Annotated in this window: 25 protein-coding genes and 1 other annotated feature; of the genes, 23 read left to right on the top strand and 2 right to left on the bottom strand. The window is 38.4% G+C overall.

The features are described 5' to 3' along the window. The first annotated feature begins 46 nt into the window (after window positions 1-46). Window positions 47-517, top strand: coding sequence for a hypothetical protein (locus tag CKV78_RS10370; RefSeq protein ID WP_032855661.1), 471 nt, complete (start codon window positions 47-49; stop codon window positions 515-517). Between the two features lie 253 nt (window positions 518-770). Here CKV78_RS10370 and CKV78_RS10365 read toward each other — a convergent pair whose 3' ends face one another. Together CKV78_RS10365 and ppa are read right to left on the bottom strand one after the other, a co-directional pair. Next, the gene (locus CKV78_RS10365) at window positions 771-1,541 is read right to left on the bottom strand and encodes a M48 family metallopeptidase (protein WP_005764966.1); all 771 of its coding nucleotides are present in this window, start codon (window positions 1,539-1,541) and stop codon (window positions 771-773) included. 72 nt (window positions 1,542-1,613) lie between these two features. Continuing rightward, a complete protein-coding gene (ppa, locus tag CKV78_RS10360) occupies window positions 1,614-2,141 on the bottom strand; it encodes an inorganic diphosphatase (RefSeq protein ID WP_005764964.1) in 528 nt (175 codons plus the stop codon). A 202-nt stretch (window positions 2,142-2,343) separates the two neighbouring features. Here ppa and mtr point away from each other — a divergent pair, with 202 nt between their 5' ends. From mtr to leuS, 22 genes are all read left to right on the top strand, one after another. Then, window positions 2,344-3,603, top strand: coding sequence for a tryptophan permease (mtr, locus tag CKV78_RS10355; RefSeq protein ID WP_032855660.1), 1,260 nt, complete (start codon window positions 2,344-2,346; stop codon window positions 3,601-3,603). An 86-nt stretch (window positions 3,604-3,689) separates the two neighbouring features. Then, on the top strand, window positions 3,690-5,339 hold the full coding sequence (gene ushA, locus CKV78_RS10350) for a bifunctional UDP-sugar hydrolase/5'-nucleotidase UshA (protein WP_005764960.1): 1,650 nt from the start codon (window positions 3,690-3,692) through the stop codon (window positions 5,337-5,339). Between the two features lies 1 nt (window position 5,340). Continuing rightward, complete coding sequence (locus CKV78_RS10345) at window positions 5,341-6,096, top strand: class I SAM-dependent DNA methyltransferase (RefSeq protein WP_005764959.1); 756 nt, start codon at window positions 5,341-5,343, stop codon at window positions 6,094-6,096. 97 nt (window positions 6,097-6,193) lie between these two features. Then, window positions 6,194-6,321, top strand: a sequence feature (His leader region). Between the two features lie 36 nt (window positions 6,322-6,357). Beyond that, a complete protein-coding gene (gene hisG / locus CKV78_RS10340) occupies window positions 6,358-7,257 on the top strand; it encodes an ATP phosphoribosyltransferase (protein WP_005764957.1) in 900 nt (299 codons plus the stop codon). Window positions 7,258-7,599: 342 nt separating this feature from the next. Beyond that, the gene (gene hisD, locus CKV78_RS10335; RefSeq protein ID WP_005764955.1) at window positions 7,600-8,886 is read left to right on the top strand and encodes a histidinol dehydrogenase; all 1,287 of its coding nucleotides are present in this window, start codon (window positions 7,600-7,602) and stop codon (window positions 8,884-8,886) included. Window positions 8,887-8,888: 2 nt separating this feature from the next. Continuing rightward, window positions 8,889-9,944 carry a histidinol-phosphate transaminase gene (gene hisC / locus CKV78_RS10330; RefSeq protein ID WP_005764953.1) on the top strand — a complete coding sequence of 352 codons (1,056 nt, stop codon included), beginning with the start codon at window positions 8,889-8,891 and terminating at the stop codon, window positions 9,942-9,944. Between the two features lie 36 nt (window positions 9,945-9,980). Further along, window positions 9,981-11,072 (top strand): bifunctional histidinol-phosphatase/imidazoleglycerol-phosphate dehydratase HisB, encoded by a 1,092-nt coding sequence (hisB, locus tag CKV78_RS10325; RefSeq protein ID WP_005764951.1) that lies wholly within the window; start codon window positions 9,981-9,983, stop codon window positions 11,070-11,072. A 177-nt stretch (window positions 11,073-11,249) separates the two neighbouring features. Further along, window positions 11,250-12,371 (top strand): PIN domain-containing protein, encoded by a 1,122-nt coding sequence (locus tag CKV78_RS10320; RefSeq protein ID WP_005764949.1) that lies wholly within the window; start codon window positions 11,250-11,252, stop codon window positions 12,369-12,371. 15 nt (window positions 12,372-12,386) lie between these two features. Beyond that, a complete protein-coding gene (gene hisH, locus CKV78_RS10315) occupies window positions 12,387-12,983 on the top strand; it encodes an imidazole glycerol phosphate synthase subunit HisH (RefSeq protein WP_005764947.1) in 597 nt (198 codons plus the stop codon). Window positions 12,984-13,026: 43 nt separating this feature from the next. Next, window positions 13,027-13,776: a 1-(5-phosphoribosyl)-5-[(5-phosphoribosylamino)methylideneamino]imidazole-4-carboxamide isomerase gene (gene hisA, locus CKV78_RS10310; protein WP_005764945.1), complete on the top strand. Its 750-nt coding sequence runs from the start codon at window positions 13,027-13,029 to the stop codon at window positions 13,774-13,776. After that, window positions 13,758-14,531 carry an imidazole glycerol phosphate synthase subunit HisF gene (hisF, locus tag CKV78_RS10305; protein WP_005764943.1) on the top strand — a complete coding sequence of 258 codons (774 nt, stop codon included), beginning with the start codon at window positions 13,758-13,760 and terminating at the stop codon, window positions 14,529-14,531. The genes hisA and hisF overlap by 19 nt, the downstream gene beginning before the upstream one ends. Beyond that, window positions 14,531-15,160, top strand: coding sequence for a DUF2726 domain-containing protein (locus CKV78_RS10300; RefSeq protein ID WP_005764941.1), 630 nt, complete (start codon window positions 14,531-14,533; stop codon window positions 15,158-15,160). Before hisF ends, CKV78_RS10300 begins: the two co-directional genes overlap by 1 nt. Further along, window positions 15,120-15,737 (top strand): bifunctional phosphoribosyl-AMP cyclohydrolase/phosphoribosyl-ATP diphosphatase HisIE, encoded by a 618-nt coding sequence (gene hisIE, locus CKV78_RS10295; protein ID WP_005764939.1) that lies wholly within the window; start codon window positions 15,120-15,122, stop codon window positions 15,735-15,737. Before CKV78_RS10300 ends, hisIE begins: the two co-directional genes overlap by 41 nt. Before the next feature lie 320 nt (window positions 15,738-16,057). After that, window positions 16,058-16,603, top strand: a complete 546-nt coding sequence (pyrR, locus tag CKV78_RS10290; RefSeq protein WP_005764937.1) for a bifunctional pyr operon transcriptional regulator/uracil phosphoribosyltransferase PyrR — start codon at window positions 16,058-16,060, stop codon at window positions 16,601-16,603. Window positions 16,604-16,673: 70 nt separating this feature from the next. Further along, the gene (locus CKV78_RS10285; protein WP_032855659.1) at window positions 16,674-17,606 is read left to right on the top strand and encodes a peptidylprolyl isomerase; all 933 of its coding nucleotides are present in this window, start codon (window positions 16,674-16,676) and stop codon (window positions 17,604-17,606) included. A gap of 101 nt (window positions 17,607-17,707) precedes the next feature. Then, window positions 17,708-18,574 carry a 16S rRNA (adenine(1518)-N(6)/adenine(1519)-N(6))-dimethyltransferase RsmA gene (gene rsmA, locus CKV78_RS10280; RefSeq protein ID WP_005764933.1) on the top strand — a complete coding sequence of 289 codons (867 nt, stop codon included), beginning with the start codon at window positions 17,708-17,710 and terminating at the stop codon, window positions 18,572-18,574. 20 nt (window positions 18,575-18,594) lie between these two features. Then, entirely contained in the window at window positions 18,595-19,419 is an 825-nt protein-coding gene (gene apaH, locus CKV78_RS10275; protein WP_005764932.1) for a bis(5'-nucleosyl)-tetraphosphatase (symmetrical) ApaH, read from the top strand. Continuing rightward, entirely contained in the window at window positions 19,412-19,981 is a 570-nt protein-coding gene (locus CKV78_RS10270; RefSeq protein WP_005764929.1) for a DUF3885 domain-containing protein, read from the top strand. Before apaH ends, CKV78_RS10270 begins: the two co-directional genes overlap by 8 nt. Window positions 19,982-20,165: 184 nt before the next feature. Beyond that, window positions 20,166-21,269 (top strand): transglutaminase-like domain-containing protein, encoded by a 1,104-nt coding sequence (locus CKV78_RS10265; RefSeq protein ID WP_005764927.1) that lies wholly within the window; start codon window positions 20,166-20,168, stop codon window positions 21,267-21,269. Further along, entirely contained in the window at window positions 21,244-21,597 is a 354-nt protein-coding gene (locus CKV78_RS10260) for a membrane protein (protein ID WP_005764925.1), read from the top strand. The genes CKV78_RS10265 and CKV78_RS10260 overlap by 26 nt, the downstream gene beginning before the upstream one ends. Window positions 21,598-21,608: 11 nt before the next feature. Next, the gene (locus tag CKV78_RS10255; protein ID WP_005764924.1) at window positions 21,609-21,914 is read left to right on the top strand and encodes a heavy-metal-associated domain-containing protein; all 306 of its coding nucleotides are present in this window, start codon (window positions 21,609-21,611) and stop codon (window positions 21,912-21,914) included. A 166-nt stretch (window positions 21,915-22,080) separates the two neighbouring features. Continuing rightward, a complete protein-coding gene (leuS, locus tag CKV78_RS10250; RefSeq protein ID WP_005764921.1) occupies window positions 22,081-24,663 on the top strand; it encodes a leucine--tRNA ligase in 2,583 nt (860 codons plus the stop codon). Window positions 24,664-24,672: the final 9 nt, after the last annotated feature.

The following is a 24,672-nucleotide window of genomic DNA, read 5'->3' as shown; positions in this document are numbered from 1 at the left end:
TATGATAGAAACGTTTTATTTGGGAATATTTTTTAAGGAAAGTAATATGACAGAAAAAAAGATCGCAATCATCAGTAGCTTTTTAAGCTTATTAATTATTACAGCCTATAGCGCCTTCACTAGTTATTTTTCAAATAGTAATATTGAACTGACCATTGGAGAAATCATCGAATTTGCCTTGTTAAATATTGGCACCCTTATTATCCCTTTTGTGCTGGCTTGCCTTCCCTATCTCTTTGTAAGACCTGCAGCGGTAACAGGTAGTACATTATCCGCATTACTTATCTTTACCATTGTCGCAATAATGTCTTATTCAATACCTGATCCTAAAAGTGCTGCTGCGATCTGGGCAATTTATATTTTTTGGCTGCTTGGGGCAGCAATTACATCACTTGCAATTGCTGTGTTAAAACCTAAATTTGTTACAGTGAGTGCAATGAGAGCCTTTTTATGGAGTGCTTTTTTTACGCTTCTTGTCAGTTTTGCTGTAGGACTGACTATCAGTAAACTTTTATAGTAGTAATCAACTAAACACCCTTTGCCTCTTATGGGAAAAAGAATCTAAAATTGTTGAGGTTCAGAATAAAAACCTATTACTACCTCAGTCTATATGAGATACTCGGAACTAGTTACAATTAACCGGAGCTTCAAATCAAACAAGCTACAAAATTAGCGAGTGTGATCTTAGACTGTAATAAGCCAAATACAAAAAATGAGTTAGTGTTTTTCAACACACTAACTCATTTTTATTCACTCTGTTCAATCAACAATTATTTTTTTGATTGTTTGTACAATTCAACTGCTTGTGGCATTAAACGCAATAAATTTTGTTGGCGATCACTATCACTTGGATGCGTTGAAGATAAAGCTGCTAATACACTTTGAGAACCTTGTGATGCACTTTGCATTTTTTGCCAAAGTTTTGGAGCAGCTTCTGGGTTAAAGCCTGCTTTTGCCATTAGCATTAAACCCACTTCATCTGCTTCAGTTTCATTACTACGAGAATATGGTTTATCTAAAGCCCAATCTTTGGTCAAACCAACTACCAATGAACTACCGTCTGCTCCTATTTGTGTTGAAAGTGCTACATGAGCAACCTCTGCTAATACATTGGTAAACTGCCCTATATTCACTCTTTTCTTACCGTGCTCTTTTAAGGCATGTGCCATTTCATGACCCATTACCGTTGCAATTTCATCATTTGTTAATTTTAATGAATCCACTAAGCCCGTATAAAATGCCATTTTACCACCAGGCATTGCCCAAGCATTTAATTCTTTTGATTTAATCACGCTTAGCTGCCAATGGAATTTCTCGCCAGTCTGATTTTCTCTATCTGCATAAGGTACCATTTTTTTGAATACGGAATGAATACGTTTTGCTGTTGGTGATGACGTATCTAATACGTGTTGCTTACGTGCTTTATCGACCGTTTGTGAATAGGAAAGTGCTGATTGCTGATTAATAGTAGCAGAATCTGCACAAGCGTTTAATAGTAATGCTAAGCTAGAAACTAAAACTACTTTCTTTAATGTCATCATAGATGCCTCACTCAAAAATAAAAATTAAGTAAAAAAATACCGCTCTTTTAAGCGGTATTTATAACATATTGATTATTTTTTCGCACGTTCAAATGATTCTAAGATTTCTTGACGTGCTGCTTCAACACCTTCCCAGCCATCAACTTTCACCCATTTACCGGCTTCTAACGCTTTATAGCTTTCGAAGAAGTGCTGAATTTGTGCTTTTAATAACGTTGGCAAATCATCAACATCTTTGATGTGATCGTATTCTTTAGTTAATTTGCTATGTGGAACTGCAACAACTTTCGCATCTCCGCCTGCTTCGTCAGTCATTTTTAATACGCCAACTGGACGGCAACGAATCACAGATCCTGGTTGTAATGGATATGGTGTTGGCACTAATACATCCACAGGATCACCATCAGAGGAAAGTGTATGGTTTACATAACCATAATTTGCAGGATAAAACATTGCTGTTGCCATAAAGCGATCTACGAATAATGAACCGCTTTCTTTATCCACCTCATATTTGATTGGATCAGAGTTTGCAGGAATTTCAATCACAACATAAATATCATCTGGTAATTCTTTACCTGCTGGCACGTTTTCTAAACCCATTTTTTATTCCTTATTTCAAGTTAATTATAAATAAAATCGTTCAATTATAGCCTTAATTTACTCAATTTGTCGAGATAGAGAGGTGACTCCATCTAATAGAGCAAACCAAAAAGAAATTCAAAAAAATCATTTGATTTTTATCTTTACACTATTAAAATAGTGCAATGTTTTACAAATAATAACAAGTTAAATGGTAGTTCATATGGCAACAATAAAAAAACACCCCTCCTTAATTGGAGGCTCAATGATTATCGCTGGCACTGCGATTGGTGCTGGTATGTTAGCAAATCCGACTGCAACTGCTGGAGTTTGGTTTATAGGCTCAATCCTGCTTTTAGCTTATACATGGTTTTGTATGACTACTTCAGGTTTAATGATTCTCGAAGCTAACTTACATTATCCAACTGGCGCAAGTTTTGATACTATCGTCAAAGATTTGTTAGGTAATGGTTGGAATATGATTAATGGGCTTTCCGTTGCCTTTGTGCTTTATATATTAACCTATGCCTATATCACCTCTGGCGGTGGTATTACACAAAACTTACTCAATCAAGTATTCAGCTCATCAGAAAATATGGTAGATATTGGCCGCAGTTCCGGCTCACTCATTTTCTGTATTGTCCTCGCAGCTTTTGTATGGTTATCCACCAAAGCGGTTGATCGTTTTACGACAGTGCTCATCACCGCTATGGTTGTGGCATTCTTCCTCTCTACTAGCGACTTGATTAGTTCAGTTAAAACAGAGGTGCTATTTAACCAAATCGCACAAGCAGACCAACAATATTTACCTTATATTTTGACCGCACTTCCTGTCTGCTTAGTATCATTTGGCTTCCACGGTAATGTACCAAGCCTCGTAAAATATTACGATCGTGATGGAAAACGTGTGATGAAATCGATCTTTCTTGGTACAACTATTGCGTTAGTGATTTACATCTTATGGCAGTTAGCAGTACAAGGAAACTTGCCTCGTGCTGAATTTGCCCCAGTGATTGAAAAAGGTGGTGACATCGCTGCACTACTAAGCGCACTATCACAATATATCCAAACAGATTATATTAGCGTGATACTTAATTTCTTTGCTTATATGGCAATTGCGAGCTCATTCTTAGGTGTAAGTTTAGGTTTATTTGACTATATTTCTGACTTATTTAAATTAGATGATAGCCTATTAGGCAGAACCAAAGCAGCCTTAATCACATTTTTACCACCACTCTTACTCAGCTTACAATTCCCTTATGGTTTTGTGATTGCTATCGGCTACGCTGGTTTAGCTGCAACAATTTGGGCAGCCATTGTGCCCGCACTTTTAGCGAAAGCAACACGCGAGCGCTTTGAAAACAGCACATATCGCGTTTATGGTGGTCACTTTATGATTTATTTTGTAATCTTATTTGGTGTACTCAATATTGTGACACAAGTTGCAGCACAATTTGGGCTATTACCCACATTTTTAGGTTAAACATCACAAATTTAATGGAAAAAGCTTGGCTTGATACAAAATTTTGAGTATATAGTTAGCGGATTCTCAATATAAAGAGGTTTACAATGAAAAAACTAATTAAATTCAGCACTCTCGCATTATCATTAGGGTTAATCAGTCAAGCATATGCTTATACTCAAGATAGAACCTATAACATAACTGTATTACACGCAAACGATACCCACGGTCATTTCTGGAAAAACAGCAAAGGTGAATATGGTTTTGCCGCACACAAAACGTTAATTGATAATATTCGTAAAGAAGTAGAAAGCAAAGGTGGTTCCGTTGTTTTACTTCACGCAGGTGACTTCAACACAGGTGTACCTGAGTCTGATATGCAAAATGCAAAACCCGATATTGAAGGGATGAATATGATTGGTTATGACACAGCAGTACTTGGTAACCATGAATTTGACTTCCCTATGCAACTTCTTGAAATGCAAGAAAAATGGGCAAAATTCCCACTCATTTCGGCCAATGTTATCAACAAAAAAACCAACAAATCATTAGTACAACCTTATGTAATGTTGAAAAGAGATGACTTAAAAATTGCTGTTGTGGGTTTAACTACTGAAGATACAGCAAAATTAGGTAACCCAGATGTGGTTGATCACGTTATCTTCAAAAATCCAATTGAAACAGCAAAAACGACACTTGCTGAAATCAATAAAACTGAAAAACCAGATATCCGCATTGCATTAACCCATATGGGTTACTATTTTGATGGTAAACACGGTCAAAATGCACCGGGTGATGTCACAATGGCTCGCACCCTTGATAAAGGAGCTTTCGATCTAATCATTGGTGGACACACACACGATACGGTTTGTATTGATGAGCAAGGTCAATTCAAAGCGAAATACACGCCAGGTGAAGAATGTAAACCAGACTTCCAAAATGGTACTTGGATTGTTCAAGCCGGAGAATGGGGTAAATTTATTGGTCGTGCAGATTTTGAATTCAAAAACGGCGAAACTAAATTGGTTAAATATGAATTAATCCCAGTTAACTTAAAACAAAAAATCAAACTAGAAGACGGTAAGTCTGAATACAAACTATATCAACCTGAAATTGCTGAAGATCCAGCAGTATTCGCACACTTGAAAACTTACCAAGACGAAGGTGATCGTTTATTAGGCGTGAAAGTAGGTGAAGTGAAAGGTAAATTTGTGGGCGATCGTAAGATTATCCGTTTCCACCAAACAAACCTTGGTCGTTTAATCGCACAATCACAAATGGAACGTGTTAAAGCAGATGTGGGTATTATGAACTCAGGTGGTATCCGTGCAGATATCAATGAGGGTGAAACTACTTATAAAGATATTCTTACAGTTCAACCTTTCGGCAATATGATCGCAACGGTAGATTTCACTGGTCAAGAGCTTCTAGATTACCTGAACGTTGTTGCAATGAAGCAAGTAGATAGTGGCGCATATCCACAATTTGCAGGTATCTCAATGGTAGTTGACCGTACAGCCCAAAAAGTGTCTGATGTAAAAGTGGGTGGTAAAGCACTTGATTTAAACAAAAAATATAAAGTCTCTGTACCAGACTATTGCGCAGGTGGTGGTGATGGCTATCCAGTCTTGAAAAAACACCCAAGCTATGTGAACACTGGTTTCATCGATGCTGAAATGTTGAAAAAATACTTTGAAGAAAACAAAGTATTAGATGCCGCTAAGTACGATCCAAAAGACGACATCATCTTCAAATAAGATGGCCAAGAAAAGCGTCTATGATGCCCCGCAATTTTTTGAGCTTTATTTAAAATTGCGGGAAAATCCAATTAGCTTAAATGAAGTTGTAGAAAAGCCGACAATGTTGTCCTTACTGCCCGATTTGACAGATAAAAAACTGTTAGATCTGGGCTGTGGTTGTGGTGGGCACCTACAACTTTATTTACAACGCAATGCCCGCTTTGTTGTGGGCATTGATCTGTCTGAAAATATGCTCAAACAGGCAGAAACAGACTTAGCAAAATTTTCCCAAAATTCACCGCACTTTGCTTTGCATCAGCTTTCTATGGAACAACTCAGTGAGCTGCCTGAAAGCCATTTTGATGTCATCACAAGCTCATTTGCGTTTCATTATGTGCAAGATTTTCCTCAATTATTATCTGATATTCATCAAAAATTAAATCCGAATGGTTATTTGATTTTCTCGCAAGAACACCCGATTGTGACTTGTTACCAAGGTGGTGATCGCTGGGAAAAAGATGAAAATAAACAGCAAGTAGCGTACCGCTTAAATTATTATCGTGACGAAGGCGAACGTGATCGTAACTGGTTTAAACAACCGTTTAAAACCTATCACCGCACCACTGCCACCATCATCAATAATTTAATTCAAGCGGGTTTCCAAATTGAACAAATGGCAGAACCGATGCTTGCCGATAAGCCTGAATGGCAAAACGAATTTAAAGATCTACAGCACCGTCCTGTGCTGTTGTTTATTAAAGCGAAAAAAATCTAATTTTTTTGTAAAAAACACTTGCCAGTTCATTTTTTTTACAGTAACTTGAATAGCAATTAATCAATAAGGAAGACAAAATGAATTTTAACCGTATTGCTCATCACCACCATCACTCCTGATTATCTTTCGGGCGTTTAGTGGTGCTTGGAAGATAGAAAATCTTCCGAGCAGTGCAATATAACCAACAACAAAGCCTCTCGGAACCACTCGAGAGGCTTTTTTTATAACTAAAATTCACAACATCAAACACAGGATAACATTATGATCGAAAGTAAAAGACTACGCATTGCGATGCAAAAATCTGGGCGTTTAAGCCAAGAATCTCAAGCACTACTGAAACAATGTGGTGTAAAAATAAATTTACAAGAACAACGTTTAATTGCTTACGCTGAAAATATGCCCATTGATATTTTACGTGTTCGTGATGATGATATCCCAGGTTTAGTCTTTGATGGCGTCGTTGATCTTGGCATTATCGGTGAGAATGTTTTAGAAGAAGAGGAATTGGCTCGCCAAGCTGCTGGTGAAAGCGTCAATTATAAAAAATTACGCCGTTTAGATTTTGGTGGCTGCCGTTTATCCATCGCTATTCCACAAGATGAAAACTACAACAATGTAAGCGATCTTAAAGATGCCCGCATCGCGACTTCATACCCAAATTTAATTAAACGCTATATGCAACAACAAGGCGTGGACTTCAAAACCTGCTCGCTCACTGGTTCGGTGGAAGTTGCTCCACGTGCAGGGCTTGCCGATGCCATTTGTGATTTAGTGTCTTCTGGTGCTACCCTTGAAGCCAACGGCTTAAAAGAAGTGGAAGTCATTTACCGCTCAAAATCCTGCTTAATTCAACGTGCCGCAGAACTTAGCCCAGAAAAACAAGCGTTAGTGAATAAGTTACTTACCCGAATTCAAGGCGTACAACAGGCAGCAGAATCCAAATACATTATGCTCCACGCACCAAAAGAAAAATTAGAAGAAATTACCGCACTTTTACCGGGTGTGGAAAACCCAACTATTTTGCCATTGGCACACGATGACTCAAAAGTAGCGATGCACATGGTCAGTCAAGAGGCACTATTTTGGGAAACGATGGAGCAATTGAAAGAGATTGGGGCAAGCTCAATTTTAGTGTTACCAATTGAGAAAATGATGGAATAGTTTGTTACTTTTACTCACAAGTTTGCACTACGTGCCGTTGGCGAAGCCAACGTTCAAAATCCTACGGATTTTGTCTTTGCTTTGCCAAAGACAAATGTGAAAACATTTGAATGTTGCCTTTAGGCAACAGCCCAAAGGGCGAGCAAAGCGAGTAAAAGTAACCAAAAGAAACGCAACCCTGCTTCGTTGCTTTCCGTTCTTAGATGAAATTTTCTTAACAGTTAATTTTGCAACTCGCCAACATAGTTGGCTCAAACACTCAAAATTAACCTAAAAATTTCATCACAAGCGGGCAACTCAGAAGGGAAATTATGTCACCTCATTAAACCTTAGGAAAAAAGAATGCAAATATATAACTGGAGTGAACTCAATACGATAGATAAGGAAAGATTGCTTTCTCGACCAGCACAAGCGATCGGAGAACAAATTACACAGGTGGTTAATGCTATCAAAGCAAATGTCATTAACAATGGTGACACAGCGTTATTCGAGTTATCTGAAAAATTCGATAAAGTGAAATTGGAAAGCCTAATTATTTCTAAAGCGCAAATTGAACAAGCAAGCAGCCGAATTTCTGATGAACTGAAACAAGCGATTCAAACAGCGAAAGGTAATATTGAGCGTTTTCACCAAGCACAGAAAAATCAAAGCGTTGATATCGAAACACAAGAAGGTGTACGTTGCCAAGTGTTAACCCGCCCAATTCAAAAAGTAGGTTTGTATATTCCGGGTGGTTCTGCTCCTCTCTTTTCTACGGTGTTAATGCTCGCAGTGCCTGCCAAAATAGCAGGCTGCAAAACCATTGTACTTTGCTCACCACCACCGATTGCAGATGAAATTCTCTACACTGCAAACTTATGTGGCGTTGAAACCATTTATGCCATCGGTGGCGCTCAAGCAGTATTTGCCATGGCAAATGGTACAGAAAGTGTGCAAAAGGTGGATAAAATTTTCGGACCGGGCAACGCCTTTGTTACTGAAGCAAAACGCCAAGTGATGATGAATGGTACTGCAATTGATATGCCTGCTGGTCCTTCAGAAGTGTTGGTGATTGCCGATGAATTTGCCGATCCTGATTTTGTGGCGAGCGATCTACTTTCCCAAGCGGAACACGGTGCTGACAGCCAAGTGATTTTAGTGACAAATTGCGAAACTTTAGCAAAACAGACCGCACTTTCTATTGAACAACAACTTTCACGCTTACCAAGAGCGGAAACCGCACGCAAAGCCCTTGCACACAGCCGCACATTTATCGCAGAAGATCTGCAACAATGTGTCGCGATCAGCAATGCTTACGCCCCAGAACATTTAGTCGTGCAAGTGGAAAATGCCCGTAATTTATTGCCATTGCTAGACAATGCAGGTTCGATCTTTTTAGGCGCTTATTCCCCTGAAAGTATGGGTGACTACGCCAGTGGGACTAACCACGTACTGCCAACTTACGGCTACACTCGCACGCACTCTAGCCTAGGTTTAGCTGATTTCAGCAAACGAATGACCGTACAAGAACTTAGCCCACAAGGCTTTAAGAAGCTCGCCAATACAGTGATGTTAATGGCAGAAGCAGAACAATTAGAAGCGCACAAACAAGCGGTGGCAATCCGCCTAACTAAATTGGAACAGGAGTAATTATGTCAATTACCTCACTTTCACGCAAAAATATCCAAGCCTTAACGCCCTATCAATCCGCACGTCGTTTAGGTGGGAAAGGCGATATTTGGTTGAATGCGAATGAATACCCAACTTCGCCAAATTTTGATTTAACTCACCGCACGTTTAACCGTTATCCTGAACCTCAACCGCAAGCAGTGATTGAAGGCTATGCCAATTATGCAGGGGTAAAACCTGAAAATGTGTTAGTCAGCCGAGGTGGCGATGAAAGTATCGAGCTAATTATCCGCACTTTTTGTGAGACACAAGATAGTGTGCTTTACTGCCCGCCAACTTATGGAATGTATTCTGTAAGCGCCGAAACCTGTGGCATTACATTGAAAACTGTGCCTTTAACCGCTGATTTTCAGCTGAATTTATCTGAAATCGAACGTAATCTTACAGGCGTGAAAGTGGTGTTTGTGTGTAGCCCGAATAATCCAACGGGTACGTTAGTGAATCGTGAAGATTTGTTAGCCTTATTAGAAATGACGAGAGATAAAGCCATTGTGGTAGTGGATGAGGCTTACATTGAATTCTGTCCACAAGCGACAATGGCAACAGAGCTAAAGAAATACCCGCACTTAGCGATTATCCGCACCCTATCCAAAGCCTTTGCATTGGCTGGCTTGCGTTGTGGTTTTACCCTTGCAAACAAAGAGTTAATCGACGTGCTACAAAAAGTCATTGCGCCTTATCCGTTGCCTGTGCCTGTGGCGGATATTGCCTCTCAAGCCTTGCAAAAAGACGGCTTACAAATGATGCAACAACGTGTGCAAGAAATTTTGCAAAATCGCACCGCACTTGAAGCGGAAATTTGCACATTACCTTGCGTTGAAAACGTCTTTGCAAGCGATGGTAACTATGTCTTAGTGAAATTTAAAGACGGGCAAAAAGTGTTTCAAACCCTTTGGGAGCAAGGCATTATCTTGCGTAACCAACACAGCGCATTGATGTTAGAAAACTGCATTCGTATCACGATTGGTACTGCGGAAGAAAACCGCCAAGTGATTGAAGCTATTCGTCAAATTGCATAAGATACAGACAGAACAAAAGACAACTAGGATAACAATATGACACAACAATCTATTCTTTTTATCGACCGCGACGGCACTTTAATTGATGAGCCTAAAACCGATTTTCAAATCGACAGTTTAGAAAAATTACAATTTGAGCCGAATGTCATTCCGGCTCTGTTGAAACTCAAACCTTTTTACCGTTTTGTGATGGTCAGTAACCAAGATGGCTTAGGTACGCCATCTTTCCCACAGGAAAATTTTGACAAACCGCACAATGCAATGATGGCATTATTTAAGTCACAAGGCATTGAATTTGACGAAGTGTTAATTTGTCCACACAAACCAGAAGATAACTGCGATTGCCGTAAGCCAAAAGTAAAATTATTAAAAAAATATATTGATAAAAAACTGTTCGACCCAGCCACCAGCTTTGTGATTGGCGACCGATACACCGATGTGCAACTGGCGGAAAATCTTGGCATTCGTGCGTTGCAATATGATCGTGAAAAACTCAACTGGGATCTGATTGTTGAAAAACTTTTGCCAAAACAGACCGCACTTGTAGATCGCACACCACGCTATGCCGAAGTGGTGCGCACCACCAAAGAAACTGACATTAAAGTGCAAGTTTGGCTCGATGAAAGTGGCGTGAATGAGATCAAAACGGGCGTAGGTTTCTTTGATCATATGCTCGATCAAATCGCAACTCACGGCGGTTTTAGAATGAATGTGAGCTGCAAAGGCGATTTATGGATTGACGAACACCACACGGTTGAAGACACTGCGCTTGCGCTCGGCACGGCATTAAAACAAGCGCTCGGCGACAAACGTGGCATCCAACGCTTCGGCTTTGTGTTGCCAATGGACGAATGCAAAGCAGAATGTACGATGGACTTATCAGGTCGCCCCTATTTCAAATTCAAAGCCAAATTTAAACGCGACAAAGTGGGCGATTTCAGCACCGAAATGACGGAGCATTTTTTCCAATCACTCGCCTACACCCTAATGGCAACCTTGCACCTAAAAACCAAAGGCGACAACGACCACCACAAAATCGAAAGCTTGTTTAAAATATTCGGACGCACGTTAAGACAGTGTATAAAAGTGGAAGGGAATGAATTGCCGAGTTCGAAAGGGGTGTTGTGATTTTAGACAAAATGTAAATAATGTGAAAGAGAATGGTGCGATGCTTTGCACCCTATCAAAAACAGGTTGTGATTTAAAATAGACACCAAGCTTGGATTCACCATGATCAAATAAAAAAGTGCGGTTGTTTTTTACAAAGATTTTGGCGAACTTGACCGCTTGTAGGAGGACATTTAGATGCCAAATTATTTACCAGACATTGATGATGTTATTTCTGGGAATATAAAATTTTTTTCTTTAGATACATCTGTGCTTCATCAAGTAGGATATAACTTTTCTAATGAAAAATTGTTAGATCTATATCTACAGTTACCATATCAAGTTAAATTGCTTTTTCCAGAAGTTGTTTATAAAGAAGTTTTATCTCATAAAGAAGATGAGATATGTTCTGATCTAGAAAAGTTAGAGAGTGCAATAAACACTGTAAAACGAAAAAAAGTATTGGTTAATGATTTAGATTTACCAATTTGCTCATTAAAAGAAAAATATTTAGAAAAAATAGAAATAGAAATTAAAAATTATTTAAAAAAGTTTAATGGAGAATTATTAAACATAAAAGATTGTGATTTTAGTGATATTTTCTATTCTTATTTTAATAAAAACCCTCCTTTCGAAAATAAGCTAAATAAGAAAAATGAGTTCCCTGACGCGGTTTGTTTACATTTACTAGAAAGTTACGCCAACGAAAACTCTCAAAAGGGAATTGTTATTTCAGGTGATAAAGGCTGGAAAAACTTTACTGAAAACTCTAAATATCTATATTATGCTGAATCTATAGATGAATTCACTAAATTGTTTGCAGTAAGAAATGATGAAATTGCTGAGATTATAAGAACTAAAATTATTACCACATTAGAAGATAATAAGTCAGAACTTTATTCTGAAATAGTTAATTCTTTATATGACATTTATTGGGATACGAATGCTATTTATTCTGAAAACCTATATTGTTGCGATGCAGATGTAATTTCACATTATTTTAGAGGTTTTTCTGTACAAGATTTTAACATTTGGAAATCAGACAAAGAAAGTGCAACATGGGTATTAAGTATAGAGCTTTTATTTGACTTAGAGTTAGAAATCGAGGCTGAATCTTATGCTAGAGATTGGATTGATAAGGAATTAGTTTCAATGGGTTTTAGTCAGCTAAGCGTAGATGTTAATCCAGAATTTCAATTCCATATTATTTGTTACAATATAAATATTGATTCAGAGTGTTCTGACTGGGACATAGAGATTAAATTAATAAATGAACAGTATACTTTAGATGAGATCGGTATATCTCATTCATTTGAATAAATTGGGTAATATTAAATGACTAATCTCACCATCATCAACACCCGTTGCGCTAACCTTTCTTCGGTCAAATTTGCCTTTGATCGTTTAGGTTATCACGCAGAAATTACCGATAATATTGAACAAATTCGCTCTGCCGAGAAATTGATTCTACCTGGTGTCGGCACAGCTAAAGCAGCAATGCAAAATCTGGCAGATTTAGGCTTAATTGAAGTTATTCAACACTTAACTCAGCCTGTTTTAGGAATTTGTTTAGGTATGCAATTAATGACGGAATATTCCGAAGAAGGCAATTTGGAATTGTTAAAACTGATGTCAGGCAGAACAGAAAAATTGCCTGACTGTCAGTTGCCGTTGCCGCATATGGGCTGGAATAAAGTGCATTATGTCGCTGATCACCCATTATTTGCAGGTATCGAACAAGATAACTATTTTTATTTTGTGCATAGCTATGGCGTGTTGCCGAACTCGCATACCATTGCCACTTGCGATTACGGCGTGCCGTTTTCTGCAGTCATCCAACATAACAATTTTTACGGTGCACAATTCCACCCAGAGCGCTCAGGCAAGGCTGGCGCATTATTTTTGCGTAACTTTGTCGAAAATATTAAATAAGTGCGGTCAATTTTAAAAAAATTTTGCAAACACAGGAAACACAATGAAAACATCACAAATTATCCCCGCACTTGATCTGATTGACGGTCAGGTGGTACGTCTGTATCAAGGTGATTACGGGCAGAAAACCCTTTATTCAGATAATCCGATTGCCCAATTCCAAACCTATGTGACGCAAGGGGCAAAACAATTGCATTTAGTGGATCTCACCGGAGCAAAAGATCCGAATAAACGCCAAACACAACTGATTGGCGAGATTATCAAGGCAGTGAATTGCCCAATTCAAGTAGGTGGAGGAATTCGCACAGAACAAGATGTCGCAGATTTATTAGCGGTGGGGGCAAATCGTGTGGTGATTGGTTCCACTGCGGTCAAACAGCCTGAAATGGTCAAACAATGGTTTAAAAAATATGGTGCCGAAAAATTTGTGTTGGCATTAGATGTGAACATTAATGCACAAGGCGAAAAACAAATTGCAGTAAGCGGCTGGCAAGAAAATAGCGGCGTATCTTTAGAAGCGCTCATTGCGGATTTTAGTGAAGTAGGCTTGCAACACGTGTTATGTACAGATATTTCCAAAGACGGTACGTTGCAAGGCTCAAATGTAGCACTTTATCAAGAAATCTGTGCTCAATTCCCACATATCCAATTCCAATCATCAGGGGGAATTGGCTCTCTGGCAGATGTGGAAGCATTAAAAGGCACTGGCGTGGCGGGGGTGATTGTTGGTCGTGCTTTGTTGGAAGGCAAATTTAATGTGCAGGAGGCAATCGCATGTTGGCAAAACGCATAATTCCTTGCTTAGACGTGCGTAATGGGCAAGTAGTTAAAGGTGTCCAGTTCCGCAACCACGAAATTATTGGCGATATTGTGCCACTTGCACAACGCTATGCTGAAGAAGGCGCAGATGAGCTAGTTTTCTACGATATTACTGCCTCTTCAGACGGCAGAACAATTGATAAAAGCTGGGTAGAACGTGTTGCACAAGTGATTGATATTCCGTTTTGCGTGGCGGGGGGGATTAAAAGTGTCGAAGATGCGGAAAAACTATTTGCCTTCGGTGCAGATAAAATTTCAATAAATTCACCCGCACTTGCCGATCCTGATTTAATCAACCGCTTAGCTGAGCGCTTTGGTGTGCAAGCCATCGTGGTGGGCATCGACAGCTGGTTTGAAAAAGAAACAGGCAAATACTGGGTTAATCAATATACAGGCGATGAAAGTCGCACTCGCCAAACCAATTGGCAATTACTCGACTGGGTAAAAGAAGTGCAACAACGTGGCGCAGGTGAAATCGTATTAAATATGATGAACCAAGACGGCGTCCGCCAAGGCTACGACATCGCCCAATTAAAATTAGTGCGTGAAGTTTGCCACATTCCTCTAATTGCTTCGGGCGGTGCTGGTGAAATGGTGCATTTCCGAGATGCATTTATCGAAGCCAATGTTGATGGTGCACTCGCAGCCAGCGTGTTCCATAAACGCATTATTGATATTGGGGAGTTGAAGGCATATTTGAGACAAGAGAATATTGAGGTGAGAACATAATGTTGCAAGGAATATTCAGTCAAATTAATGGACTTTACCCATTAATTGGACTGGCAATTTTCGCCTTTGTTTTCAAAGCGATAATGTTCATTTTGACTAAAAAGCGAAAAAATAAACATAGATGGAACTATTCTGGCTTCAATCAGCCAAACAAACTCGAAATAGTGTCAAAAGCTGAATTTACAAAATCCAATTTAATGAATAAAAGTGAATATGCACTTTTTACTCAATTAGCAAACTTGTTAGATAGCAATCATAAAAGACAGAATTTTCAGTTATTCAGTCAAGTTTCAATGGGTGAGTTTGTCCAGTCAAATGATCACAATGCATTTAAGCTAATTAACAGCAAACGAGTAGATTTTTTAATTATTGATCAATACTGTAAACCAATTATTGTTATTGAATATCAAGGTAGTGGACATTATCAAAATAATGCTATTGAACGTGATTCAATAAAAAAAGAATGCTGCCGTAAAGCAAAAATTGAATATATTGAATTTTCTACAAATTATGATGAACTTGATTTTCAACGAGTCTCAAAAATATTAAATGATAACTCTCATAATGTTATAAACAATGAGGAAACCTATGCTAAATACAACTCAAATCAACTGGCAAAAAGTCGATAACCTATTGCCTGTCATTATCCAAAATGCAACCACTTGCGAAGTGTTAATGCTGGGTTATATGAACCAAGAGGCTTTAGAAAAAACACTAGCTGAAAAACGAGTGACCTTTTTTTCACGTACGAAAAACCGTTTATGGACAAAAGGTGAAACTTCTGGGCATTTTTTAAATGTGGTAGATATGAGCTTGGATTGTGATAATGATACGTTGCTGATTTTGGTCAATCCAATCGGTGAAACTTGTCATACAGGCGCAGAAAGCTGTTTTTATCAATTTGACCATGCAACCCAACCTGATTGGATTTTCTTTAGTAAATTAGAACGTTTGATTGCTGAACGTAAAGGTTCTGATCCAACAAGCTCTTACACCGCTCAACTCTATGCCAAAGGCACAAAACGTATTGCACAGAAAGTTGGGGAAGAAGGGGTCGAAACAGCACTTGCGGCAACAGTTAAAGATCGTAATGAAACCATTTGTGAAGCGGCAGACTTGGCTTATCACTTGACTGTTTTACTACAAGATGCCGATTTAAGTTGGGCAGACGTGATCGGCAAACTCAAAGAACGCCATTCAAAATAAATAATACCCCATGTAAGACGCCCGAATGTAATTATGATTTTTAAGAAAGTTAGGCTGCGTAGCACAAAGTGCGAAGACAGCTAACTTTCTGTAAAGAAAATCATAATGTAATGAAGATAAGCGGCTTATTCGGGTTGCCTTTCTTTTGGTTACTTTTCTTTGGCAACGCAAAGAAAAGTAACAGTAATAAGTAATATAACGAAAAACCTCTTTATATAAATCGAACTTAAAAGAATTGAAAAATATTTACCCTATATAATATTCCCTACTTTTATGCTATTTTAATCGCTGAATTTTCTTAGTTATTTAGGCCAATTATCATGGAAAAAATCATTATTGATGAAAACCAATTTCTGCGTACTATTTCTCGTATTTCACATGAAATTATTGAAAAACACCACAGTTTAGACAATGTAGTTATTGTGGGGATTAAACGTCGTGGTGCTGAAATTGCAGAGTTGATTAAGAAAAAAATTGCTGATTTAGCGAAAATAGAATTACCCTCTATTGATTTAGATATTACGTTCTACCGTGATGATTTAGAGTACGCTGAGCCTGATTCACAATCACCAACTTATAGTGGCGCGTCTAACTTTATTAGTATTCATAATAAAAAAGTTATTTTAGTTGATGATGTCCTTTACACAGGCAGAACCATTCGTGCCGCATTAGATGCATTAGTAGATTTTGGTCGTGCAGCAAAAATTGAGTTAGTCATTTTTGTGGATCGTGGACATCGAGAATTGCCAATTCGTGCAGATTATGTGGGAAAAAATGTGCCAACTAGTCGTGATGAAGAGATCCAAGTTCGCACAATGAAATTTGATAACCGTTATGAGGTCGCCTTAATTTCTTCCACAAAATAAAATTTGTGAACCTTTTATAAAATTGATACTCTAACGAACATAATTTTTTAATTAATTAATGGAATAGATGATGAAAACCTTGAATATTAAATCTATTTTCTTTGCACTCGTTGGCTTATTTGCAATTTCGACCACAACACAAGCAGCCGAGCGCGTAGTTGCAACAGTGAATGGGATACCCGTATTAGAAAGTCAAGTAAAAGCCAATTCGGGTAAAAAAGGTAATCGCCAAGCCGCTTTGGATAAAGCAATTGATGATATTTTAGTACAACAAGCCATTCAGAACTCAGGCGTAAAAGTGAACTATGCCCAAGTTGATCAAATTATTGAAGGGATTGCAGCACAAAATGGCTTAACCTATGGTCAATTCTTAGATGCATTGGATTATCAAGGTATTAGCTACAACACTTATCGCCAGCAAATTGCAAATCAATTATTAATGACTGAAGTGCGTAATCAAGCAATTGGTCAAAGCATTGATGTAACCAGAGAGCAAGTAGAAGCCCTTGGTAAACAATTATTGCAAGAAGCAAAAGAAAAAGGCACAGAGAAAAAAGTATCGGGCAAACAATATGAAGTTCGTCATATTCTATTGAAATTAAATCCATTATTAAATGATACGCAAGCAAAAGCACAATTATCTCAAATCCGTGCAGATATTATGGCTGGCAAAATGACATTTGCAGATGCAGCATTAAAATACTCGAAAGATTATCTTTCAGGCGCAAATGGTGGTAGCTTAGGTTTCGCCTTCCCAGAAACTTATGTCGGTCCATTCCAAAAAACAGTGATCACTAGTAAACAAGGGGTAATTTCAGCTCCATTCAAAACAGAATTTGGCTGGCACATTTTGGAAGTGACCAACACACGTGATGGTGACAGAACACTAGATGCTTACCGTCAACAAGCTTATGAGCAATTAATTAACTCACAAGTGAAAGATGCAGAAAAAGATTGGGTGAAAGCATTACGTAAAAACGCAGATATTCAATACTTTAACTAAGCCGGCTAAATTAATCCCGAAATCCCAGCACACAAGCTGGGATTTTACTTTATAATAGACCGCACTTTTAATGCTATTATTGACCCCAGAATTGAGAATATATGAATTCAAAAAAACATTTAGGACATACCGCCCGTAAGCGTTTTGGGCAAAACTTTTTACACGATGACAATGTGATTCAAGGCATTGTTTCTGCTATTTATCCACAGAAAGATCAATTTTTAGTTGAGATCGGTCCAGGTTTAGGCGCATTAACTGAGCCTGTGGGTGATTTAGTCGATCACTTAACTGTCGTGGAATTAGACCGCGACTTAGCAGAGCGTTTACGCCACCACCCATTTTTACATCACAAAATCACAGTGATTGAAACTGATGCAATGCAGTTTGATTTTGGTCAGTTGTATCAAGAGGCCAAACTTGCTGAAAAAAATCAAAAAATGCGTGTGTTTGGTAACTTACCTTACAACATTTCTACGCCGTTAATGTTCCACTTATTTAAGTATCACGATTGCATTCAAGATATGCACTTTATGTTACAAAAAGAAGTGGTAAAACGTTTATGTGCTGGTCCAAATAGCAAAGCTTACGGCCGTTTAACTATTATGGCGCAATATTTCTGTCAGGTGATGCCTGTGCTTGAAGTGCCACCAACAGCATTTAAACCTGCGCCGAAAGTGGATTCTGCGGTGGTGCGCTTAGTGCCACATAAAGAATTACCGCACCCAGTAAAAGATTTATATTGGTTAAATCGTGTATGTAGCCAAGCATTCAACCAACGCCGTAAAACCTTACGCAATGCGTTATCTACTTTATTCACTGCAGAGCAACTGACTGAATTAGGCATTGATTTAACAGCACGTGCAGAAAACTTATCAATTGCGGATTATGCTCGTTTAGCAAACTGGTTAGCAGACAATCCACCTGCAAATGTCAACAAAGACGAAGTGATTGAAAATTTAGACGATTAATGGAATAAGTGCGGTGCAAAATGGCGACATATTTGGTTGGTGATTTACAAGGATGCTACGACGAATTACAGCTTTTACTCGAAAAAGTAAAATTTGATCCTACAAAGGATCAGCTTTATTTAGTCGGTGATTTAGTGGCGCGAGGCGATAAGTCTCTCGAATGCTTACGTTTTGTTAAATCCCTTGGTCAATCCGCCAAAACGGTATTGGGTAATCACGATTTACACTTAATTTCCACCGCACTTGGCATTAAACGAGTGAAACCACGCGATCGTGTCGATGCTATTTTCAATGCTCCTGACTTTAACGAATTAATCAATTGGCTACGTCACCAGCCGTTGCTCATTCATAATGAGCTGCACAATTTTGTCATGGTACATGCAGGGATTTCACCTGATTGGAATCTTGCTACTGCTAAGCGATGTGCTAACGAAGTGGAAGAAGTGCTACGCAACGGCAATTATCATCACCTAATCGAAAATATGTACCAAAATCACCCTGATCGTTGGGATGAAAATTTGCACGGTTTAGATCGCCTACGTTACAGCATTAACGTGTTCACCCGTATGCGTTTTTGCTATTGGGATCATCGTTTAGATTTCGATTGCAAACAACCACCGGAATCTGCACCGGAAGAACTCACCCCTTGGTTTAATTTGGATAACCCACTCTATCAAAACACACCGATTGTGTTTGGTCACTGGGCAAGCCTTGTTGATACGCCAACACCTACGGATATTTATGCGCTTGATACAGGTTGCGTATGGGGTAACCGTATGACAATGTTACGTTGGGAAGATAAGCAATATTTTACTCAACCTGCTGTAAAAAATTATAATGAATAGCATACTGTTCAAAAAGTTATGGGATTTATCTTATCCATATTTAGTCCCTATCACGCATTTATATAAAATACAGTACCCAACGCGTTGGTTGCGTATTCATAGTCTTCCCAGCTCAAAACGTTATCCTGCTAATAAAAATGAAGAACAGCTTTTATTAGCTAGACAGAATCAATTATTCAACGATTTAATTGGCAGCAATAATGAGTTTTTTATTGTTATTGGTTTATTTGATAATCAAAAAATGAGTAAAGTGTATTCTCAATATGATTTTCAACAATTTGCACAAATTGATTTATCAAAACAACTCCCTACAGAATATGATGAAATATCTCATTACACCTGTTTATTTTCAGCACACTACTGGCAAGACCATAATTATGACAAAATGTTATTAGATATTGCCAATGATAATTCAAGAGCAACCTTTGTTTCTTTTACAAAAAATATCCTAATTGCCCCTTATGATGGAGGCGTAGATATTATTTTCGCAACTCCCAAAGAGCGAAATTTATACAAAGAACGATATCAAGACTGGCTATCTCATAGAGGCGATGGACTATAATCACATATTCCTGCGGCTATCCAACTAACTGATTTCAGCAATCACTTATAAATATAACTTCAAAATATCTGTTTATTTTCCATCCATTTTCAGGTAATCTGTGCCGAGTTCATTACATACAAAAAATGAATGAACAGAGATGCATATAACATGTTATGTTTATTTATCTACACAGGAAAATCTAATGAAAAAATTATTCACCGCCCTGCTTGCAGGTTGCTCTACTTTCGCATTTGCCACTTCAATTCCAAATACACTCACTGACACACATACTTACGAGATCACCAAATCTTTTAATTTAGCTGTACCAAAAGGCTCAAAAGGTGAAACTAATTTATGGGTGCCATTGCCGTTTAATAATGAATATCAAGAAGTGAAGTCAGTAAAATTTGAAGGCAATTACAAATCCGCTTATATCAGTGAAAATAACCAATACGGTGCAAAAACCTTATTTGCAAATTGGGACGAAAATGCAGATAAACGCGATTTAAAAATCCAATTGGTGATTCAAACCAAAGATCGCGAACCTATGTTGCAAGGTGCATTAAAAGACTACCAAGTGCCAAATAAAATTCAGTATTCTGTTGATGTCTTAGAATATTTAAAACCGACAACGCACATCAAAACTAACGGCATTGTGAAAGAATATGCAGATAAAATTGTAGGTAAAGAATCTAATCCACTGAAAAAAGCTGAATTAATCCACCAATGGATCGTGAATAATATGGAGCGAGATAACTCTGTATTAGGCTGTGGCGATGGAGATGTAGAAAAAATCTTAACCACAGGGGTACTAAAAGGAAAATGTACAGATATTAACTCAGTTTTTGTAGCGTTAGCTCGTGCCTCAAACATTCCTGCGCGTGAAATTTTTGGCTTACGCTTAGGACAAGCCGTGAAAATGGGCAAATACTCTAAAGGCGCATTTGGCAGTGCTGATGTGAATAAATTTGCGAATATCAGTGGCGGACAACATTGCCGTGCTGAATTTTATTTAGCAGGGTTTGGCTGGGTGCCTGTAGATTCGGCGGATGTCACAAAAATGCGTTTAGCTGAGAAAAAATCGGTGAATGATCCTGATACACAAGCGGTGTCTGATTACTTATTTGGCAACTGGGAAATGAACTGGATGGGCTACAATCACGCACGTGATTTCGAGCTTTATCCACTGCCAGAAGTCGCACCATTAAATAACTTTGGTTATCCATATGCAGAGATTGGTGGCGATCCGTTAAACTTCTTTGATCCAAAAGAGTTCAGCTATGAATTCACTGCAAAAGAACTATAACAAAAGTTTTATTGCAACTTGTGTTACTGCGGTAATTGCCGCAGTAACTTCTACATTGTGTTGCATTGCACCATTAATTTATCTGGTATTTGGTGTTTCATCTACTTGGTTAGTCAGCTTACACGAATACGATTATTTACGCATACCGATGTTCATTTTATCTCTAGCAGCATTTAGTTATGGATTTTGGTTACTCACATTTTCTAAAAAAATCATCTGCACAAAATATGTATCGCGTAAAAATCTGATTATATTGTATGCCATTGTGTTCGTCGTAATGCTATTTTTCTTACTTTATCCAACACTGTTACCTTACTTCCTTGAATAAAAAGGTGTGTTATGAAAAAAATATTCTGTGCATTTTTGTTCTTTTTTTCTTTGTTCAATATCAGTTATGCATCAATACCTAACGTAAATACAGACGAAAAGCAGGTCTCTATTCATATTAAAGAAATGACATGCCAACTTTGTGTTTATTTGGTGAATAAAGAATTACGTAATATTGACGGCGTAGTATCTACTAAAGCTAACTTTAAAGATCGTGTGGTAAATATTGTTGCCAAGCAATCTGTAGACAATAGTCAATTTACCGAAGCGATTCGTAAGCTCAAATACACGCCAGAAATTCTGTCACAACAACCTTAAAACTTTATAAAAAAGTACCGCACTTTTTGAAGATCAGAAAAGTGCGGTCAAAAATCAAAAAAATCCTCTCACTTTTGTGTCAATTTACCCCATTTTACGCTATCCTATATCACATTTTCTTAGGTAAATTCGCCGCAAAAGTGCGGTTAAAATCAAAGGTAAAATTATGCAAGAACAGTACCGCCCCGATTTGATTGAACCAGAAGTTCAGCAATACTGGGCTCAAAATAAAACATTTAAAGCGATTAAAGATACTAATAAACCGAAATATTACTGCCTCTCAATGTTCCCTTACCCATCAGGTCGTCTGCATATGGGTCATGTGCGTAACTATACTATTGGCGATGTTGTTTCACGCTATCAACGTATGAACGGGAAAAATGTGTTACAACCGATGGGCTGGGATGCATTCGGTTTGCCAGCTGAAGGTGCTGCGATCAAAAATAAGACTGCACCTGCAAAATGGACTTACGAAAATATCGATTATATGAAAAACCAACTCAAAATTTTGGGTTTTGGCTTTGATTGGGATCGTGAGGTGACCACCTGTAAACCCGAATACTACAAATGGGAACAATGGTTCTTCACCGAGTTATACAAAAAAGGTTTAGTGTATAAAAAAACATCTACGGTGAACTGGTGCCCAAACGATGAAACCGTATTAGCGAATGAACAAGTGCACGAAGGCTGCTGCTGGCGCTGTGACACTCCTGTGGAACAAAAAGAAATTCCACAATGGTTTATTAAAATCACAGATTATGCAGAGCAATTGTTAGGTGATTTGGATAACCTTCCATTATGGCCAGACCAAGTAAAAACAATGCAACGTAACTGGATCGGTCGTTCTGAAGGGGTTGAAATTACATTCAAATTAGACAATTCTGAAGATAGCTTAACCGTTTATACCACACGCCCAGATACCTTCTTTGGTGTGTCTTATGTTGCTGTTGCAGCAGCACACCCTTTAGCAGAAAAAGCGGCGGAAAATAACCTAGAATTAGCCCAATTCATTCAAGAATGCAAAAACACCAAAGTGGCAGAAGCTGAACTTGCGACAATGGAAAAGAAAGGAATGGCAACAGGCGTTTACGCTATTCATCCATTAACAGGTAAAAAAGTGCCAGTTTGGGTCGCTAACTTTGTGTTAATGCATTATGGTACAGGTGCGGTTATGGCTGTTCCTGCTCACGATGAACGTGACTATGAATTTGCAAAAAAATATGATTTACCAATTAATCAAGTTATCCAACCATTAGATGGTTCAGAATGGGATTTCAGCAAAGCAGCATTTACTGAATACGGTAAATTAGTGAACTCAGCTGAATTTGATGGTTTAGATTTTGATGGTGCGTTTAACGCGATCGCAGACAAACTCACGCAAATGGGCGTAGGTAAAAAGCAAACTAACTACCGCTTACGTGACTGGGGCGTGTCTCGTCAACGCTACTGGGGAGCACCAATTCCAATGCTTACCTTAGAAAATGGCGATGTCGTGCCTGCACCATTACAAGATTTACCAATCGTATTGCCTGAAGATGTGGTAATGGACGGTGTGAAAAGCCCAATCAAAGCAGATCCTGAATGGGCAAAAACCACGTACAACGCCCAACCTGCACTAAAAGAAACAGATACCTTTGATACCTTTATGGAATCTTCTTGGTACTATGCACGTTATACCTCACCAACATTTGCAGAAGCAATGTTAGATAAAGAAGAAGCGAACTACTGGTTACCTGTGGATCAATACATCGGTGGTATTGAACACGCAACAATGCACTTATTGTATTTCCGTTTCTTCCACAAATTACTACGTGATGCTGGCTTTGTCACAAGCGATGAGCCCGCAGACAAATTATTGTGTCAGGGTATGGTGCTAGCAGATGCATTCTATTACACATCACCAACTAATGAGCGTATTTGGGTATCGCCAACGGAAGTCACACTTGAGCGTGATGAAAAAGGTCGTATCTTAAAAGCCTTTGATAAAGAAGGTCGTGAATTAGTTCACTCTGGTATGACTAAAATGTCAAAATCCAAAAATAACGGTATTGACCCGCAAGAAATGGTGGAAAAATACGGTGCGGATACAGTACGCTTGTTCATGATGTTTGCTTCACCAGCAGAAATGACTTTAGAATGGCAAGAGTCTGGTGTAGAAGGTGCAAAACGCTTCTTAGGTCGTTTATGGAATTTAGTATTTGAATACAATAAAAATCCTGCAGAAACTGCTGTAGAACCGACCGCACTTTCAGCGAACCAAAAATCATTGCGTCGTGATGTACACAAAACGATTGCCAAAGTGAGCGATGATATTGGTCGACGTCAGACATTCAACACGGCAATCGCTGCAATTATGGAGTTAATGAATAAATTAACGAAAGCACCATTAGAAAATGATCAAGATCGTGCCATTATGGCTGAAGCATTAAGTTCTGTAATACGTATGCTTTATCCAATCACACCACATATCTGTTTCCAATTATGGAAAGAATTAGGTAATAAAGAAGCAATCGACTTTGCCCCTTGGGTTGAAGCAGATGCAGCTGCAATGGTTGATGATGAAAAATTGGTTGTTGTACAAGTAAACGGTAAAGTACGTGCTAAAGTGACTGTACCTGCGGATATGTCTGAAGAAAATATCAAGCAAGTGGCATTATCTGACAGTAATGTAAGTAAACACTTAGAAGGTTTAAACATAGTGAAAACCATCTATGTTCCCGGCAAATTATTTAGCTTTGTAGCCAAATAACGTCTTATT

It is taken from the genome of Pasteurella dagmatis (assembly GCF_900186835.1).
In the GTDB taxonomy this organism is placed as follows: Bacteria; Pseudomonadota; Gammaproteobacteria; order Enterobacterales; family Pasteurellaceae; genus Pasteurella; species Pasteurella dagmatis.
The sequence above is the reverse complement of the archived record's forward strand: the minus strand, read 5'-3'. Positions and strand labels throughout refer to the sequence as shown.

Excerpts from the sequence above, each read along its gene's own strand:
- CKV78_RS10370 (WP_032855661.1), top strand. The coding sequence starts at position 47 with ATGACAGAAAAAAAGATCGCAATCATCAGTAGCTTTTTAAGCTTATTA.
- CKV78_RS10365 (WP_005764966.1), bottom strand. The coding sequence starts at position 1,541 with ATGATGACATTAAAGAAAGTAGTTTTAGTTTCTAGCTTAGCATTACTA.
- ppa (WP_005764964.1), bottom strand. The coding sequence starts at position 2,141 with ATGGGTTTAGAAAACGTGCCAGCAGGTAAAGAATTACCAGATGATATT.
- mtr (WP_032855660.1), top strand. The coding sequence starts at position 2,344 with ATGGCAACAATAAAAAAACACCCCTCCTTAATTGGAGGCTCAATGATT.
- ushA (WP_005764960.1), top strand. The coding sequence starts at position 3,690 with ATGAAAAAACTAATTAAATTCAGCACTCTCGCATTATCATTAGGGTTA.
- CKV78_RS10345 (WP_005764959.1), top strand. The coding sequence starts at position 5,341 with ATGGCCAAGAAAAGCGTCTATGATGCCCCGCAATTTTTTGAGCTTTAT.
- hisG (WP_005764957.1), top strand. The coding sequence starts at position 6,358 with ATGATCGAAAGTAAAAGACTACGCATTGCGATGCAAAAATCTGGGCGT.
- hisD (WP_005764955.1), top strand. The coding sequence starts at position 7,600 with ATGCAAATATATAACTGGAGTGAACTCAATACGATAGATAAGGAAAGA.
- hisC (WP_005764953.1), top strand. The coding sequence starts at position 8,889 with ATGTCAATTACCTCACTTTCACGCAAAAATATCCAAGCCTTAACGCCC.
- hisB (WP_005764951.1), top strand. The coding sequence starts at position 9,981 with ATGACACAACAATCTATTCTTTTTATCGACCGCGACGGCACTTTAATT.
- CKV78_RS10320 (WP_005764949.1), top strand. The coding sequence starts at position 11,250 with ATGCCAAATTATTTACCAGACATTGATGATGTTATTTCTGGGAATATA.
- hisH (WP_005764947.1), top strand. The coding sequence starts at position 12,387 with ATGACTAATCTCACCATCATCAACACCCGTTGCGCTAACCTTTCTTCG.
- hisA (WP_005764945.1), top strand. The coding sequence starts at position 13,027 with ATGAAAACATCACAAATTATCCCCGCACTTGATCTGATTGACGGTCAG.
- hisF (WP_005764943.1), top strand. The coding sequence starts at position 13,758 with ATGTTGGCAAAACGCATAATTCCTTGCTTAGACGTGCGTAATGGGCAA.
- CKV78_RS10300 (WP_005764941.1), top strand. The coding sequence starts at position 14,531 with ATGTTGCAAGGAATATTCAGTCAAATTAATGGACTTTACCCATTAATT.
- hisIE (WP_005764939.1), top strand. The coding sequence starts at position 15,120 with ATGCTAAATACAACTCAAATCAACTGGCAAAAAGTCGATAACCTATTG.
- pyrR (WP_005764937.1), top strand. The coding sequence starts at position 16,058 with ATGGAAAAAATCATTATTGATGAAAACCAATTTCTGCGTACTATTTCT.
- CKV78_RS10285 (WP_032855659.1), top strand. The coding sequence starts at position 16,674 with ATGAAAACCTTGAATATTAAATCTATTTTCTTTGCACTCGTTGGCTTA.
- rsmA (WP_005764933.1), top strand. The coding sequence starts at position 17,708 with ATGAATTCAAAAAAACATTTAGGACATACCGCCCGTAAGCGTTTTGGG.
- apaH (WP_005764932.1), top strand. The coding sequence starts at position 18,595 with ATGGCGACATATTTGGTTGGTGATTTACAAGGATGCTACGACGAATTA.
- CKV78_RS10270 (WP_005764929.1), top strand. The coding sequence starts at position 19,412 with ATGAATAGCATACTGTTCAAAAAGTTATGGGATTTATCTTATCCATAT.
- CKV78_RS10265 (WP_005764927.1), top strand. The coding sequence starts at position 20,166 with ATGAAAAAATTATTCACCGCCCTGCTTGCAGGTTGCTCTACTTTCGCA.
- CKV78_RS10260 (WP_005764925.1), top strand. The coding sequence starts at position 21,244 with ATGAATTCACTGCAAAAGAACTATAACAAAAGTTTTATTGCAACTTGT.
- CKV78_RS10255 (WP_005764924.1), top strand. The coding sequence starts at position 21,609 with ATGAAAAAAATATTCTGTGCATTTTTGTTCTTTTTTTCTTTGTTCAAT.
- leuS (WP_005764921.1), top strand. The coding sequence starts at position 22,081 with ATGCAAGAACAGTACCGCCCCGATTTGATTGAACCAGAAGTTCAGCAA.